The sequence below is a fragment of the Agrobacterium sp. CFBP 3001 genome (assembly GCF_027871605.1).
Taxonomy (GTDB): domain Bacteria; phylum Pseudomonadota; class Alphaproteobacteria; order Rhizobiales; family Rhizobiaceae; genus Agrobacterium; species Agrobacterium leguminum.
In genome coordinates this window covers 199,433-215,977 of the sequence record NZ_JAQAHD010000005.1, presented here as the reverse complement: position 1 = coordinate 215,977, position 16,545 = coordinate 199,433, and the positions used below count along the sequence as shown (strand labels likewise).

Here is a 16,545-nt window from a genome sequence, read left to right as displayed (position 1 = left end):
TCGGCCTCGCCCTGCTCCAAAACGTTCGGCTAACCGATGGAAGAGGCTGCTGTTCTCTGGGCGATAGGTTCATTTGCCGCCCATTGGCGAGATAGCCGCTCGTCTGCGGAATCTTCAGCCCAGCCGTGGCCTGTCTCAACTGTCTGCAGAACAACATCCGCACCGGCCGATGCCAGTTGGTTGGCCAAATGCGGCGCGTCGGTGGGGTGACGCCTTTCGTCGTAGGCGCCGGCGAGCAGGAGTATGGGGTATCCTGAGAGGTTTGGGAGAGCCTGATCCGTTCTTGGAGAAAGCGGGCGAAGCAGAATGGCTCCCCTCGACAAATTCCGATTCAAGCATATGGTTTCAGTCGCTATGATCGCGCCGTTCGAATATCCAACGACAAGGGGTCTCTGCCCGGTCTCATGAAATACAAAGTCGATGAACTGGCAGAGGCTGGTCGCTCGATGTTTGAGGTCGTCAATATCAAGCTTTCTGTCGGGCTTTCGGCGGAAAAACGCGAATCCATTTTCCCAGGGAACGGCGCCTCTCGGCGCGTATAAGACACCGTTAGGAAAGACGGAACGGCCAAAAGAAATGAGGTCGTCTTCCGTTCGTCCCGATCCATGCAGCAAGACAACCGCGCAGTCGGGCGTTTCAGCGGGAATGTCGAGCTTGTAATGAAAACCGGCACTCTCCACGCACTTCTTCCTTTATTCGCAGCCTCCACGAACGCGTGTCCCGCTACTCGGAATGGCACATTCCACGACGGATTTACAGGCAGTTCGCCAAAGTGACGAATTCCTCCACCGACAGCGTTTCCGCTCGCCGTGTGGGGTCGATCCCCGCTCTTTCCAGAAGCGTTTCGCCGCCAAGGCTTTTCACGCTCTGGCGCAGCATCTTGCGGCGCTGGCCGAAGGCGGCTTCCGTCACCTTTTCAAGCTTGGCGACATCGCAAGGCAGCGGCTTGTCCTTCGGCAGCAGGTGCACGACCGTGGAGGTTACCTTCGGCGGCGGGCTGAAGGCCTGTGGCGGAACGTCGAAGGCCATTTCGGAAACCGTGCGCCAGCCGGCGAGAACCCCGAGCCGGCCATAATGGTTATCGCCTTCTTCGGCCACGATGCGCTGGCCGACTTCCTTCTGGAACATCAGCGTCATGGAGAGCCAGAAGGGCGGCCATTGTTTCGGCAGCAGCCAGTTGACCAGCAATTGCGTGCCGACATTGTAGGGCAGGTTGGCGATGATCCGCACCGGTTCGCCGGCGGGAACCAGAGCCTCGAAATCGGTTTTGAGGGCGTCGCCCTCGATGACCTCGAGCCGTCCGGGATAATGGGCTTCGATTTCCGCCAGCACCGGCAGGCAGCGGCTGTCGCGTTCGACGGCGATGACCTTTTTTGCCCCGAGCGACAGAATGGCGCGGGTGAGGCCGCCGGGACCGGGGCCGACCTCTATCACCGTCACGCCGTCTAGCGGCCCTGCTGTCCTTGCGATCTTCTGGGTGAGGTTGAGGTCGAACAGGAAGTTCTGGCCGAGCGACTTCTTCGCGTCGAGCCCGTGGCGCTGGATGACATCGCGCAGCGGCGGCAGTCCGTCGATGGCCGCCATTATGCGTTGGCCCGGCTGCGGAGGGAAATCTCCGCCGCCATCTTCAGCGCCGCCACGAGGCTCGCCTCATTGGCTATGCCCTGGCCGGCAATGCCGAAGGCGGTGCCATGGTCGGGCGAGGTGCGGATGAAGGGCAGGCCGAGCGTGACATTGACGGAATCGTCGAAGCCGAGCGCCTTGGCCGGAATCAGCGCCTGATCGTGATACATGCACACCGCCACGTCATATCGCTTGCGGGCGGCATCGTGGAACATGGTGTCGGCGGGCAGGGGGCCGAAGGCATCGATCCCGTCCTTCCGCAACCGCATGGTCGCCGGGTGAACGATATCACGATCCTCAGTGCCGAGTGCGCCATCTTCACCCGCATGCGGGTTGAGGCCGGCAACCGCCAGACGCGGCGCCTCGATGCCGAATTTCTGCCGGAGATCGGCATCGATGATCCGGCAGGTCGTGACGATCAACTCTTCGGTGAGAGCGGCCGGCACGTCTTTCACGGGGATATGGATCGTCACCGGGACGACACGGACCTTGGGGCCGGCAATCATCATCACCGGGATGATGTGCTCGCCGGTCTGGCGCAGGGCAAGATCGGCGAGAAACTCCGTATGGCCGGGGAAGCCGAAACCCGCGTCGTATAGCACCGATTTCGCGATCGGATTGGTGACGACGGCCGCAGCCTTGCCCTCGACCGTGAGGGAAACGGCGGTCTCGATGGCCTTGATCGTCGCGTGCGCCGCTCCGACATGCGGCTGACCCGCCTGCACTTCGAAGCCGACAGGAAGGGGGAGGATGGGGAACGCCTGTTCGAACAGGCCGACGGCGCTTTCCGCATCACAGGTCTCGATATTGACCGGCACGCCGATCAGCGCCGCGCGGCTCGCCACCACATCGGGATCGCCGATGAAGATGAAGGGCGGCACGCCGTTCTCCCGGCGCTTAGCCCAGGCGGTGATGGCGATGTCGGGGCCGATACCGGCTGGATCTCCCTGTGTCAGGGCAAGCGGCAGGGATGCATATGTCACGGAAAGACCCGGCTCTCGTATCAATATCAGGTGTTGACGATCTGCGCCTTCTTGCGCAGCTCATCCATATATTTCTTTTCGTTCGGGTTTTCGCCGTCCTTGGCCTTCATCAGGTCTTCGGACTTGAACACCATTTCCGCTGCATAATCGTCGGAAACCTGGCGCTGCTTGCAAATGGCCAGATATTCGACGCCCTTTTCGGTGACGCGGGTGCCGGTGGTGCCGCCTTCCTTGGTCTTCTCCACCAGCGCCTTCCAGTCTTCCGGCAGCTCCGGCGCCAGAATGCGGCCAAGGTCCTTGATCGCCACATCACGCATGGTCGCGGCGAAGCTCATGGCCTGGTCGCAGCCGGGATAACGCTTGCGCGAGGCCTCAGCCTCGGCCTTGCGCTTGCCGGTAATGGCGTTGCGTTTCGATTCCGGGATGACGAAGATGACCTGCTGCAGGAAATATTCCGTGGTGACGGGCTTGTCGCCGCGTTCCTTCAGTCGGGTAACGAGATCCTGCGTCGACATCTTGCCGCGTGCGCCATAACGGGCGTTGACAAGGCGCGGCCAGCTCATCTGAACGGCGATGAAGGCCTTGAAATGATCGGCGCCGACACCCGCCTGCGCAAGCACCTTCGTCAATTGCTGCGGGGTCATCTTGTTGTTGCCGGCAAAGCGTGCGAAGGCCGCATCGACATCGTCGGTGCTGACCGACATCTTAACGCGGCCGATTTCCTCGCGCTTCAGCGCCTCGTCGACAAGCTGCTCACGCGCCTTTTCATTGAGATTACCGGACTGGCGCTGCAGCTTGAGGAAGGCGACGCGCTTGGCAATATCGTCATTGGTGATGGGTGTCTTGTTGACGACGATCTTGACGGTGCTATCGGCGAAGGCCTGGCCGGCATAGGGCACAACGGCCATGGGAACGGCGAATATCGCAAAGGCGAAAGCAGCGCCACGCAAAGCCGTCTTTCCGAAATTCATCATATCCTTCTCCCTTTCGTCGGGCAGGGTCCTGTTGCCCTGTCCCGCCAATCTGTTTTGCCTGATGAGGGGAATATTGAATTGTCCCGCTTTTCAGACCTGCAACTGTGCATCCGCACCGCGAATTTGCCACGTATATATCATCGCGATCCGCAAGACGGCAATGTGTCGGTTTGTTGAAAGAAAACCCGATAGGTTCCATGCGCGGCCGGACATTGGCGTGTTGTTGCGGCGAAACCGTGGCTTTACTGGCCAAATGGTAAAAAGGCAGGTCACGATGCTGCGTAACCTGCCTCTAAACTCAGTAGTTGTTTGGCTTCCAGCCAATATCCATATCGTTCCAGTCCTCATTGGCTGAACCGACGCTGATATCGCCGAGCGTACGGAAGGCCAGACGGGCATTGATTGACCAGTCATTGGCGGCCTGACGGCTGGAATTGATATTGCCTTCGTCGGAATAGCTGACCGTCAGGATCGTGCACTCATCCTGATAGGCAATGCCGATGCGGCGTTCGGCGGCAAACTTCCCGTTGAGATCGTAATTGATCGAACCGAACAGCGACCAGTTGTCGTCCATGCGCAGCGAACCGGACGCCTGGATGATATCGCGGTCTTCGTTATAGCCGTATTTCGGCTGCGCCTTGACCTGCGTATAGCTGAGCTTGCCGGTAAGGCGACGGTCCGAATAGCTGATACCGGTTTCCGAGCGGTTGATGTCGAAATCGTCCTTGTCGAGACGCAGGCTCGACGACAGCGAAAGTCCGATCGGCGCATCGAAAGCGGCCATGGCGACGTAATCCGAACGGTCGGATTCGAGGCCCGAATTGGCGCCTGCATTGACGAGATCGTAGGAGGCGAAGGAATTGTCGCCCGCCAGATGGAAGGACTGGCCGGCAATGGCGCGAACGCCGTAGCCATTGTCGAACGTACCGTTATAGCGGAAGCCGATATTGGCGCGCGTGCCGCCTTCGATCCGGTCGAAACCGGAGAATTTGTCGCGTTCGAACAGGTTGGTCGCGTCGAAGACGAATGCCTGTGCATCCTCGTTCGGAAGGCGGCCGGCATATTGTTCGTTCGGGCGCACGAAAATCTGTGCGATTGGCTCAATCACGTGGCTGCTGTTGAGCGCGGTGAACAGCCAGGGGTAACGCACTTCCAGACCGCCGGTGACCATGCCGCGGAAAGCCGCGCCGTCATGCATCATGCCCTCATAGGCATAGGAGGTCCCACCCGAGGTGAAGGTCGCAGGAGACATGTCCGTCCAGAGCGCGTCGCCGCGCGCGGCAAGGATCGGCGTGATCTGCAGGCCGCTGTCCATCGTGAAGGTGCGCTTCCACTCGGCTTCGGTGGAAAGGCGCGTATAGTCACCCTCAAGCCCGCTGAAACGCGGATAACCGCCGAGCGCGTAAGCATCCTGCCGCAGGCGCGTGATGCTCGTCAGGTTGGTGGTCAGCGAAAGTTCGCCGCCATAAACCGGATCCGGCACGAAATAACGATAGTCGACAACCGGGTGGACGATTGCCTGTTTGCGTTCCTTGGCTTCGGTATTGTCCGTATCCTGAACGTTGAAATAATAACCGCGGGCTTCGAAGCTGTTACGCTCGCTCGCACCGTTCAGATAAATCTGGTTGGTCTGAACGTCGTTTTTATAACCCTTCAGCCCATAGGTGCGCGAAAAGTTATTGTCGGTCTGCACCATGGCATCCCAGCCGAACGCCCAGCGCGGGTTGATCGAGAAATCACCCTTGCTTGCGATCATGCCGCGATTGTCGTTGAGGGCGTCGCTGGTGCCGGCCGTGAAGGTTTCGGACTTCTGCTGGCTGATGCCCGCGATCGTGACCGTGTGCATGCCGGTTTCGAAGCGCTGGCGCAGTTCCGCCTGCAGCAGCAGACCCTGCGTCGTGTAATAGGTCGGCGTGACGGTCACGTCCGAGGTGTCGGACAGAACGTGGAAATAGGGGACGCCGATACCGAAACCGAGATTGTCGGTAATGCTCATCTGCGGGAACAGGAAGCCGGATTTACGCTTCACCGTATTGTCCGGAACCGTGAGGAACGGCAGATAGGCGATCGAATGGCCGAAAAGCTGCAGGCGGGCCTTTTCCAAGCGCACCGTATGGGTCTTGCCGTCCTGAACGACGCGCTCGGCCTTGACCTGCCACAGCGGCGCCTTTTCGGGCCGCTCGGCGCAGGGCAGACACGCGGTGTAGACACCGTTGTTGAGCACCATCAGGTCGCCTTCGAGACGCTCGGCGCTTTCACCGGCAATACGGGTATTGTCCGTGGTCTCGACGCGCAGCGCATTGACGAAGCCCTGACCGAAATCGTCGGTCACGTCCATCTCGTCGGCATAGATCTTGTTGCCGCCCGGCTCGATCAGCTCGATGTTGCCATGAGCGATCACGCGGCCGGTCTGCTGGTTATATTCCACTTGCTGGGCCACCATGCGGTAGCCCGAATATTTCATGCGAACCACGCCCTTCGCGATCACACGCTGGGAATCGCGATTATAGGTCAGTTCATTTGCTGTAAGCAGGAGTTTCGAATCGTCTTGGCTTGCCGACGCAAGCAAACCATCCTGGCCGATAGCGACCGGGCTGGATGCCAAATACGCGCACACAGCGGCACCTGTCAGAAGGGCCGTCCAAAGCCGCCTGATATTCCCGCGGTCATATACCGCCACTAGCCGTCCTCCTGATGAAGCAGAATGGTTGCCCCCAAAGCCAACGCCACGATGACTGGAACCCAGACCGCGACGGTGGGAGGGACAACGCCACCACTCCCGAATGCCCTTACGAGCACGGTTACTACATAAAGCACGAAGCCGGAAACGATTCCACCCAGAATCACGGAGCGCGATTGGGCGAAGCGGCTGAACTTTAATGAAACGGTCGCGGCGATCAAGGTCATCGCGACCAGAAGCAGGGGCGTCGATAGCAGGAAATGATACTGCGTCTCAAGCGCCTTCGAAGATAGTCCAAAGGACTTTGCAACTTCGATCTTGTGAGAAAGGTCAAAGAAAGCAACGGTTTCCGTCTGCGTCATGCGCTCCTGGACGAATTCCCGTCTCAGATTGGTACTGATCCGCGTGCTTTCTTGCCGAACTGGCACATGCCCGGCGCGCGTTTCCGAAACGCCGTTAAGAAGCCAGTAACCATCTTCCAATTTAGCCGACTTCGCATCCTTACGGGAGACGATGTTTCCGTCCTTGTCGATGTCGATCAGAACCACGTCGAGAAGCAGCGTTCCATTGTCCTCGAAGCTCTTGGCGCCGATGATTGTATCCTGGCCCCCGCTTGCCTGGCGCATCCACGGAATGATCTCCTGCTGGCGGCCGCCGCCCGCTTCGTTGCGCAGGCCGGCTTCCATCGCCAGCGATTTGTTCTGGCCCCATGCCGCGATGGGGTTGAGGATAGTGACCGACAGGATGCCGATGAAAACCGCGCCGAGCACGAAGGGAAGGATGAACTGCCAGGCGGAAATGCCGGCGGCGCGCGTCACCACCAGTTCGTAACGCCGGTTGAGCGAGATCAGCGTCGTCATGCCGACGAAAAGCGCGATGAAGGGCACGGTCTGTTGCAGGATCAGCGGAAGGCGAAGCGCCGTCAGGCCAAGGGCGGCCGGAACGGAATAGCCGGGCAGGCCCGACATGCGCCGTGCCGTTTCGCTGAAGTCGGCGAGGTAAATGATCGAGGATACACCGAGCAGGAACCAGATGGCGGTGATCAGATATCGCTTCAGGAAATACCGGGAGAGCGTGTTGAAAATCATGCGTTGCCGCTCCCAGAGCTTTTCGCCATCCGGCTGGAGAAGAGACGGCGCAGACGACCCATCGCATCGGCGATGATTTTCGGCATTTTCGGCTTGCGACCGGTCAGCAGAATGAAGGCGGCGGCCCCGCCGCTAAGGCCCGGAACGGCATAGACCAGCGGAATGAAGGCCGCGCTCTGCTTGATCTGATTGGTGACGTAAAAACCAAGCCATCGCAGCATGAAGGCCGTCACCAGTGCGGCGACCATCGGATGCAGGCGCGCTTCGCGGTGCGAACGGGCATCGGCGGCGATGACCAGCGAAATCAGCGCGAAGGAGAAGGCGAACATCCAGTCCGACAGGCGCTTGTGCAGCTCGCTGCGGAAGGCTTCCGGTGAGCGCTTGTAGCTCGCATTGTTCTCGTCGGGCGAGAGAAGGAAACCGAGGCTGGCATCGCCCGGAGAGAGCGACGGCTCGGAATCCTGCTTTTCCGACATGGTCGAAAGGTCGAAGGCATAGGACAGGAACTTGACGATCGAGACCTTGCCGTCCGGCGTCTTCTGCTGCACTTCGCCGTCGCGCATGGTCAGCGACGTGCCGCTTTCATCGATCATGCCTTCCTTGGCATAATAGATGAGGTCGAAATTCGGATCGCGGCGGTCGGCGACGAACAGGCCCTTGAGGATACGGCCTTGCCGCTGGGCGATCTGCACGTAAAGACCGTCCTGAATGGTACGGAAAGTCTTTTCTTCGATCACCGAGGACAGAAGGTCGGCATAGGCGGCGGCCACCATCTGCCGGGCGGAGCTGCGGGCGGGCGGCTCGATGAAATTGGTGATGGTGAAGGAAAGCGCGCTCAGAATGGCGGCCAGAATGAGAACCGGGCGATACATGATCGAACGGGGCGATCCGGCTGCATCGATGATGGCAAGCTCGGAATCGTTGTTCATCGTCGTGAAGATCTGGGTGATGCCGATCACCAGCGCGAAAGGCAGGACGACCGGGATCAGCGTCGGCAGGATCATCGTCGCGAGCGCCATGAAGGAACCCATCGACTGGCCGGTATCGGTGACGAGATTGATTCTCTGGAGAACCTGGATGGTCCAGATGATGGCCAGCACCGGCAGCAGCGCGACCAGAAACATCTGCGTTGTCCGCCGCAGGATATAGTTCTCGAGAAGCTTCATACGGCCCTGTTCGACATTGTTTTTCCGTGCGATCGCTCGCCGAGTTTCCGCCTATCTAATCGCATCGTTTGCAATTGGCTATTCCGGCGTGCTCACAAATATGTTTTGCGCGATGATTTTTCCATCGCCTGTGTCTTTTTGTGGAACAAGCTGTCGGTTTCATGACGCGATTTCGCATTCCACAAAAATGCCTTTCCTTTAACGACTGTAGGCCTTTAAAGAATGCGGGGTTGCGCCCGGGGCCGAAAAGGCCATGATCATGCGCATCGTGCAAGTCGTAGAAGAAGAGCAGGAAAACATGTCCGCCAAATTCGATATTTCTTTCGCCAATTCCGCCGCGCTTGAAAACGCGCTCGCCGTTGTGCTGCAGGCCTCGGGTGAGGCGCAGGCCGTCGCCGGCGCCTCCGAGGCCGATCCGGGCGGTGTGATCGAAAGGGCGGCGAAGATTTCGGGCTTTTCCGCAAAATCCATGACGACGCTCGACGTGATCGCGCCGCAGGGTTCCGCCGCCGACAGGCTGCTCGTCATCGGCCTCGGCAAGCCGTCGAAACTGGTCGCCCATGACTGGCTGCGCGCCGGCGGCACCGCCGCCGCCAGTTTCAAGAAAGCGGACAGGGTCGTCATCTATCTCGATGCGCCGGGCGTAGAGGTCGGTGCGCAGGCGGCTGCGGATTTCGCGCTTGGCCTGCTGCTGCGCGCCTATAGCTTCGATGCTTACAAGACCAAGAAAAAGTCCGACGAAGAGAAGACGCCGAAGAAGGTGGAGATCGTCATCGTCACGGCCGCCCATCAGGAAGCGGAAAAGGCTTTTGCCGTCTCCGAGGCCGTTGCGGGCGGTGTTACCCTGGCGCGCGATCTCGTCAACCTGCCGCCGAACGCTCTCGGCCCCGTCGAATTTGCCGAGAAGGCGGAGGAGCTGCGCAAGCTCGGCGTCGAGGTGGAAGTCCTCGGCGAGAAGGAGCTGAAGAAGCTCGGCATGAATGCGCTTCTCGGTGTGGCGCAGGGATCGGCGCGCCCGCCCAGACTCGCGGTGATGCAGTGGAACGGGGGCAACAAGAAGGATGAGCCGATTGCCTTCGTCGGCAAGGGTGTCGTTTTCGATACCGGCGGCATTTCGCTGAAGCCCGGCCTCAATATGGAGGATATGAAAGGCGACATGGGCGGGGCCGCCGCCGTCACCGGCCTGATGCATGCGCTGGCCGCCCGCAAGGCCAAGGCGAATGTGATCGGCGTCATCGGCCTCGTGGAAAACATGCCTGACGGCAATGCCCAGCGTCCGGGCGATATCGTCACCTCCATGTCCGGCCAGACCATCGAGATCATTAATACCGATGCCGAAGGCCGGCTGGTTCTGGCCGACGCGCTCTGGTACACCAAGGATCGCTTCAACCCGAAATTCATGGTGAACCTTGCCACGCTGACGGGCGCGATCACGGTGGCGCTCGGCAATCTTCAGGCCGGTCTTTTCTCCAATGACGACGAGCTTGCAGCGCGCCTCACGCAGGCGGGCGATGTGACGGCCGAAAAACTGTGGCGCATGCCGCTCGGCAAGGATTACGACAAGATCATCGATTCCAAATTCGCCGACATGAAGAACAGCTCGGGCCGTCTGGCGGGTTCCGTCACCGCTGCGCAGTTCCTCAAGCGTTTCGTGGGCGAAACCTCCTGGGCGCATCTCGATATCGCCGGCACCGCCATGGGGTCGCCGCTGACCGAGATCAACCAGTCATGGGGATCGGGCTACGGCGTCAGGCTGCTGAACGAACTCGTTCGCGCCCATTACGAAGATTGAAGCGAGCGGAGCGGCACGTCTGCGGATGACTGAAATTCTGTTTTACCATCTGACGGAATCGAAGCTGGAGGATGCGTTGCCGCCCTTGCTTGAGAAATCGCTGGAACGCGGCTGGAAAGTCGCGATCCAGACGGTGGGCGAAGAGCGTCGTGATTTCCTCGATACGCATCTGTGGACCTTTCGTGACGACAGTTTCCTGCCGCACGCCACCGATACTTCGCCCGCACCGCAAAACCAGCCGATTCTCCTGACGGCGTCCGACGAGAACGCCAACGCGGCAAGTGTCCGCTTTCTCGTCGATGGCGCCGAGCCGCCGGCGGTTGAGGCCTATGAACGTATCGTGTTCATGTTCGACGGATATGATGCTTACCAGCTCGAGATGGCGCGGAATCACTGGAAAAGACTGAAAACAGAGGGACATTCCCTGACCTACTGGCAGCAGTCACCTGAAGGCCGCTGGCAGAAGAAGGCCTGATCGCACCGCCGATTGTGCATCCCGACGATTGGTTCCATACGCAAACAGACCGGCAAAAATTCGCACGTGGCGTCAATTGCGGGTTTTTGCATTATGCGCTCGAAGGAATCCTGCGGGAATGGGCTTTCGCTTCGAGCGAGGCGGCTGGTTTGACCTGCTCTGCCTCGGGCGGCTTCCTGTGACGCAACAGCAGAAGGACATGAGTATGGGACAGGCGATATCGCGACCGGAGGGAGAAACCGAGCGCCTGGTCGCGGTGCGGTCGATCATGTCTTTCAAGAATGCCGAGATGCCGGAGCTGAGAGTGCTGTCGCAACTGGGGCAGGGGGTTTTTGGCGTGGCGCGTGCGGCGGTCAGTATTATCGATGAGGATTGGCTTCATATCGCCGAGCAGGCGGGAATGCAGCTGTCGGAATGCCCGCGCGATCTGTCGATCTGCAACCGCGTCATCGCCAAGCAGGATGTGGTGGTGATTCCCGATCTCACCGAGCATCCGCATTTCCGCTTCATGCCCTATGTGAAAGAGGGGCCGGAGCTGCGTTCCTATGCGGGTGCGCCGATCGAACTTGAGCCTGGTCTTGTTGTTGGCGCCTTTTGCCTGGTCGATACGGTGCCGAGAAATTTTTCCCGCATCGAAATCGAAAATCTCAGACATTTCGCGTTGCTGGCGGCTGCATTGCTGCGGCTTCAGAAAGCCAATTTCACCATGAGTCTGGCCGAACGCGAATTGCGCGATGCGGCGATGACCGATCCGCTGACCGGGTTTTACAATCGCAAGGCGCTGGAGGCGATTGTCGACGGCCAGCTCGGCGCGGCCCTGCGTGCAAACGAGGCCTTCGGTGTGCTCTATCTTGATCTGGACGGTTTCAAGACCATCAACGACACGTTCGGCCATCCTGCCGGTGACCGCGTTCTGACCGCTGCCGCCGGACGTATCCGCAAGGCAATCCGCAAGGAGGATATCGTCGTGCGCATGGGCGGCGATGAATTCGCGATTTTTATACCGCGGCCCCGCAGCCCAGATGTCATGAGCGGAATGGCGGACCGGCTTCTGGCCGCTTTCCGAAACCCCTTCGACGTGGACGGGCAGGACGTGGACGCCCGTCTCAGCATTGGCGGCGCGCTTGCTCCGCAGGCGGGTGCCGACCGGGCAACGCTGCTATCCAGCGTCGACGAAGCGTTGTATCAGGCCAAAAAATCAGGGCGCGACCGTTTCGTCAGCCGCGCCCTTTGAGGCATTGTCTTTCGGGAAGCGTTTCGGCTTCTCAGTCGTAGAAGGAATCCACGAATTTGTGGCGGCCGAGCAGGAAGGCGTCGGCCACGTGGGTCAGCGGCGCGAGATCGACATCGGAACGGCCAGCCTTGATGATTTCCGAGAAACGCTCGTAAAGGGCAGGATATTCCCGCTCCGGCTGGGAGAGTTTTTCTTCGCCATTGATGGCAAGCTTTGCGCCGCCTTCAGAAAGCACCATCCGTCCCGCTGCCGTCTCGGCAACGATATCCCAGCTCTGCTTGCCGGTCTGGCGCCAGTCGAATTCGGCATGGACGGGCGTTTTCGCCACATCGGAAAAATGCAGGTCGGCAGCGATCGGGGCGTCGCGGTTTTCCGGGAACTCAAGCGTCGCCTTGGTCAGGAACAGCGCGCGCGGCAGGATATGGGTGATGATCGAAAGCGCGTTAATGCCGGGATCGAACACGCCGAGACCGCCAGCCTGCCAGATCCAGGCCTGGTTCGGATGCCAGTGGCGCACATCTTCTTTCCAGATGACATGCACGCTCTCGATTTTGGTGGAAGCCAGAAACGCCTTCGCAGCCTCGACCGCCGGGGCATAACGCGAATGCCAGCTTGCAAAGAGCGAAAGGCCCTTCGAATCCGCCAGCCGGACGAGATCCTGCACTTCCGAAAGGGTGGCGCCCGGCGGCTTTTCGAGGAAAACGTGCTTGCCCGCATTCAGCGCCGCGTAGGCCGCCTCGTAACGATATTGCGGCGGCATGCACAGCGATACCGCGTCGATAGCAGGCACAGCCTCCAGCATGGCCTCGATGGTGCCATAGGAAGCGACGCCGTCCACGGTGCCGTGGCGGCTTGCGGTGCAGATCAATTCAAAATCCGGATTGCCTGCAATGGCGGGAAGATGCTGGTCGCGAACGATTTTGCCGACGCCGACGATGGCAAGCTTTGTGGCTGACATGAAGTGGAACCCGTGTGTGAGTGCTGTCTGAGATAAAGTGTGATTTTTACAGGTTTTTAGCAGAAACGCCCGAAGGAGCAAGGCGATCGTTTCGGCGCGAATGGTCTTTCCAGAAAGCGCGACGTCTCGACAGTATCCGACAGTGACTTCGCATTTCCACGCGACCTGAAATATATAAATTAATATTGAATTTTTATTGGAATTTTTCCATTTTTCGGCTGTTGAAATGCAGATTTTGATGTATATCTTGGTATTGATATAATTTATTTATTCTAATATAGTTATTTCAAAGATCGGATTGTGGTGGTTTTGTTTAAATCTGACCGATTGTCTGGCTTCGTTCAGAAAGTCAACGAAAGCAACCACCAATTCAATACATATGGGCTGATTTTCGGCGTCGTCCTCTACAATCTCTACATATTGGTAGATCTCAGTCTGGTGCCCGAGATCATCTGGCTTGATCTGGTCGTCCGCCTGATTATTGTAACGCCGATTTTATTTCTTTATTTTCCGGTGCGATATTATGCGATCGGGCTGCGGCCGGATGCGGTCGCCCATGAGGTGCTTCACGGGCTGGGCTGCATGTTGGTCGTCGCATCGATCATGTTCATCTATGCCAATGCTCGGACGTCATCCGCGAGCGAATATTACATCGGTATCGTCACCGTCGTCATTTACATGAATACGATCCATCGCAAACCGTTTCCCCTCGCGGTCATGGGTACGGTCGGGTGCATGGTGGTATTCATTGTCGGCATGCGGTATGTCACGGTGACGAGCGAGGTCGCCAAGTTGCCCGCGATCATGTGTTCCGTTGGCATCAGCGCGGTTTCGCTGTTTGCGGCCTATCGTATCGAGCAGGTGGAGCGGCGTGATTATCTGGCGTCGCTGCGCGAAAAAATGTTGTTGCAACAAATTCAAAGCGCAAACCGGGAACTTCAGCAGCTCTCCAATACCGATCAGCTCACCGGTATCCGCAATCGCCGCAGCTTCGACGAGGCGGCGAGCGAGACTTCTGCCGGCAGCGGCAGGCCGCGGGCTCTCATCCTTCTCGATGTCGACTATTTCAAAAACTATAATGATTCCGAAGGCCATATTGCCGGCGATGACTGCCTGCGCAGGATCGCCGGACGTCTTCGCAGCGCCCTGCGCAGGGACGATGGCGACAGAAGTTTCGTCGCGCGTTACGGGGGCGAGGAATTCGTCGTCCTGCTCGACGATTGCGTCACTTCCGCTGCACTGGCGATAGGGGAAAGACTGAGATTGGCTGTGATCGACGAGGCAATACCCCATCTTAACCGCCCCGACGGGCGGGAAATCGTCACCGTCAGCCTCGGGATCGCAGTCTCCGGCGACGGCGGGGAAGTTATCTACGACATGGTCAACCGGGCCGATACCGCGCTTTACGAGGCCAAGCGCCATGGAAGAGACCGGCTGGTGTTGGCCTCCGGCCCTACGGAAGCGATTGCCGGTCCAACAGGACCTTATGACGCCGAAGCCGCAATGTCGGCATAGGCGGCTCAAGGCTGGGCGATGTTTGATAAGTCCTGCATGGAGCGGGAGTTGTGAAGTCCATGAACCGGAATTCCGGTGCCGCAACACATGACGACAGGTAATGCAGATGATGGAATTGATCGCCGCACAAGCGGCAGCATCCGCTGCCGAACTTCCCTTCCTCCTGCTTCAGGCGGCAGCCGTTGTCGGCATGGTGTCCGTGCTGATTCTCCTCCGACGAAACATCGCCCTCGAGGATCCCCGCTATAAGGTCTATTATGGCATCGTGTTCGGCGTGGCGGGGTTTCTGCTCGCGATGCTGGTTTCCGAATTCATCAAACTTCCCTCCAAGCCCTATATCCGCACGGAATTGCTGTTTCTTGCCGGGGTGCTGGGCTCATGGCAGGGCGGGTTGATCACCCTGGTTTTCGTGGCGGTCGGGCGATATGTCTTTGGCGGTCCCGCGCTGTTTCTTGCGGCCTTGCAGGACATGGTCGTCATTTCGGCCTGCGGCATCGCCATGTATGGCTGGATGCGCAACCGGCGCCTCGCCGATATCGGAAATCGGGATATTCTTATCGTCTGTGCGGCCAGATTCATGACCGCACTGCTGGCCATCACAATTTCGTTCGCCCTGGGTTTAATCGATCACGCACTGTTCGTAAGCGCACTCGGTCGCCGGACAATAGGCGCCGCCTCCATTGGTTTGCCGATGATCGTGTGCCTGTTCATCCTCTTGCGCAGCGAAGCGCGGGCCCGGGAAGAGGCAAGGAAACGAGAGGAGGCAGCAAGAACGGATTCGTTGACCGGTCTACCCAACACGCGGGCGCTTAAGGACCATATGGAAAAAGTCATGCGGCCGGAACCGGCGGTTCCCCACGCCCTTGTTCTGATCGAGATCGTCAATATAGCCGATGTCGCCGCCTGCGAGGGAGAAGACTGGAGCGATCTTTTCTGGCCCCGGCTTGCGCGGGAGATCTGCGACGGGGACTACGGCGTCCTTTGCGACACCAATGCTCCCTGTAGCTTCATGTTCGGCGATACGACACTCGCAGTCGTCATGCAGGGGATTTCGCTTGAAAAGTCCGAAAGTACGAAACTCATAATGCGTCTGCATGAGGGTTTGAGCACGTTTTGTCGCTCGGCGGAGGCAGGGCCGGTCCCGCATCTCAAAATCGGCGCGGCAAATCTGGACAAGCTTTCGCAACGGAACGTCGCCTCCTTCCTCAGGCACCTCAGCCTGGCGCTCAAGGGCAGCGATCATCCGGTGCAGATTTTCCCCTTCTCCTTTGCCGAGAAAGCGACACTGGACGAGGCGGTGCGGCAGATGCTGGTCAACTGGATCAAATCCGGCACGCCGCCCATTTGTTATCAACCGAAATTCGAAATGCGCAATCGCCGCATGATCGGCGCCGAAGCGCTCCTGCGCGCCGTCGATGCGCGGGGGCAGGCGCTTTCGCCTTATTATGTGCTGGAAATCGCCGAACGCCATCGGCTGCTGGTGGAATTCGAATGGTCCACGATCGAGGCCGTCGTGCGCGATCTTCGCGACCTGCACGGCCTCGAGGCGGATTTTCATCTGGCGGTGAATATTTCCGCTTCGTCCTTTGCGAGCGCGCATTTCGCAGACCGGGTCGTGGCGCTGCTGCACGAAATGGCGGTGCCGGCGCATCGCCTCTCAATCGAAGTGACGGAGATGAGCAGGATACCGACCACCGATGTCGTACAGCAGAATTTCGATACGCTGATTGCCGAAGGCGTCCGGCTGGCGCTCGATGATTTCGGCACCGGTTATGCCGCCCTCACTTTGCTGGCGCGGTTCCCGTTCGAAGAGGTCAAGATCGATCACTGGATGACATCGAGGCTCGACCAGTCGCGGTTCAGGGAGGCCATTGCGCTCGCCTTCGAGAGTGCGGAGCGTTACGGCGCAAAGCTGGTGACGGAAGGCATAGAAACCGAGGAGCAGAGCCGGCTCCTCATGCAGATGGGCATTCGCTTCGGGCAGGGTTATCTTTATTCCCCCGCCGTACCGCTCGACCGCCTGCAACCGCGCAGGGCATGCGCCTAGGACATATCCA

At 59.1% G+C, this 16,545-nt stretch carries 13 protein-coding genes; 5 read left to right on the top strand and 8 right to left on the bottom strand.

Features of this window, described 5'->3' with window-relative positions:
• Positions 1 to 29: 29 nt before the first annotated feature.
• From PH605_RS09490 to PH605_RS09460, 7 genes are all read right to left on the bottom strand, one after another.
• Complete coding sequence (locus PH605_RS09490) at positions 30 to 680, bottom strand: alpha/beta hydrolase (RefSeq protein ID WP_080856195.1); 651 nt, start codon at positions 678 to 680, stop codon at positions 30 to 32.
• A 73-nt stretch (positions 681 to 753) separates the two neighbouring features.
• Complete coding sequence (gene rsmA / locus PH605_RS09485; protein WP_080856196.1) at positions 754 to 1,584, bottom strand: 16S rRNA (adenine(1518)-N(6)/adenine(1519)-N(6))-dimethyltransferase RsmA; 831 nt, start codon at positions 1,582 to 1,584, stop codon at positions 754 to 756.
• Positions 1,584 to 2,606, bottom strand: coding sequence for a 4-hydroxythreonine-4-phosphate dehydrogenase PdxA (gene pdxA, locus PH605_RS09480; RefSeq protein WP_065654809.1), 1,023 nt, complete (start codon positions 2,604 to 2,606; stop codon positions 1,584 to 1,586). Before pdxA ends, rsmA begins: the two co-directional genes overlap by 1 nt.
• 26 nt (positions 2,607 to 2,632) lie before the next feature.
• A complete protein-coding gene (locus tag PH605_RS09475) occupies positions 2,633 to 3,580 on the bottom strand; it encodes a SurA N-terminal domain-containing protein (protein ID WP_003520739.1) in 948 nt (315 codons plus the stop codon).
• Positions 3,581 to 3,878: 298 nt separating this feature from the next.
• Positions 3,879 to 6,260 (bottom strand): LPS-assembly protein LptD, encoded by a 2,382-nt coding sequence (locus PH605_RS09470; protein WP_142844821.1) that lies wholly within the window; start codon positions 6,258 to 6,260, stop codon positions 3,879 to 3,881.
• Positions 6,260 to 7,348: an LPS export ABC transporter permease LptG gene (gene lptG / locus PH605_RS09465; protein ID WP_078054093.1), complete on the bottom strand. Its 1,089-nt coding sequence runs from the start codon at positions 7,346 to 7,348 to the stop codon at positions 6,260 to 6,262. Before lptG ends, PH605_RS09470 begins: the two co-directional genes overlap by 1 nt.
• Positions 7,345 to 8,514 carry an LptF/LptG family permease gene (locus PH605_RS09460; RefSeq protein ID WP_078054092.1) on the bottom strand — a complete coding sequence of 390 codons (1,170 nt, stop codon included), beginning with the start codon at positions 8,512 to 8,514 and terminating at the stop codon, positions 7,345 to 7,347. Before PH605_RS09460 ends, lptG begins: the two co-directional genes overlap by 4 nt.
• A gap of 298 nt (positions 8,515 to 8,812) precedes the next feature.
• On the opposite strand from PH605_RS09460, the gene PH605_RS09455 reads away from it, so the two are divergent.
• The 3 genes from PH605_RS09455 to PH605_RS09445 all read left to right on the top strand — a co-directional run bounded on the left by PH605_RS09455 (position 8,813) and on the right by PH605_RS09445 (position 12,015).
• Positions 8,813 to 10,306, top strand: coding sequence for a leucyl aminopeptidase (locus PH605_RS09455; protein ID WP_059753150.1), 1,494 nt, complete (start codon positions 8,813 to 8,815; stop codon positions 10,304 to 10,306).
• Positions 10,307 to 10,331: 25 nt separating this feature from the next.
• Positions 10,332 to 10,781, top strand: coding sequence for a DNA polymerase III subunit chi (locus PH605_RS09450; protein WP_003520745.1), 450 nt, complete (start codon positions 10,332 to 10,334; stop codon positions 10,779 to 10,781).
• A 205-nt stretch (positions 10,782 to 10,986) separates the two neighbouring features.
• Complete coding sequence (locus PH605_RS09445) at positions 10,987 to 12,015, top strand: sensor domain-containing diguanylate cyclase (RefSeq protein WP_142844898.1); 1,029 nt, start codon at positions 10,987 to 10,989, stop codon at positions 12,013 to 12,015.
• A 31-nt stretch (positions 12,016 to 12,046) separates the two neighbouring features.
• On the opposite strand, the gene PH605_RS09440 is transcribed toward PH605_RS09445, so the two are convergent.
• A complete protein-coding gene (locus PH605_RS09440) occupies positions 12,047 to 12,973 on the bottom strand; it encodes a Gfo/Idh/MocA family protein (RefSeq protein WP_125145882.1) in 927 nt (308 codons plus the stop codon).
• A gap of 327 nt (positions 12,974 to 13,300) precedes the next feature.
• On the opposite strand from PH605_RS09440, the gene PH605_RS09435 reads away from it, so the two are divergent.
• Together PH605_RS09435 and PH605_RS09430 are read left to right on the top strand one after the other, a co-directional pair.
• A complete protein-coding gene (locus PH605_RS09435) occupies positions 13,301 to 14,488 on the top strand; it encodes a GGDEF domain-containing protein (RefSeq protein ID WP_142844822.1) in 1,188 nt (395 codons plus the stop codon).
• 106 nt (positions 14,489 to 14,594) lie between these two features.
• Positions 14,595 to 16,535 carry an EAL domain-containing protein gene (locus PH605_RS09430; RefSeq protein WP_142844823.1) on the top strand — a complete coding sequence of 647 codons (1,941 nt, stop codon included), beginning with the start codon at positions 14,595 to 14,597 and terminating at the stop codon, positions 16,533 to 16,535.
• Positions 16,536 to 16,545 lie beyond the last annotated feature (10 nt).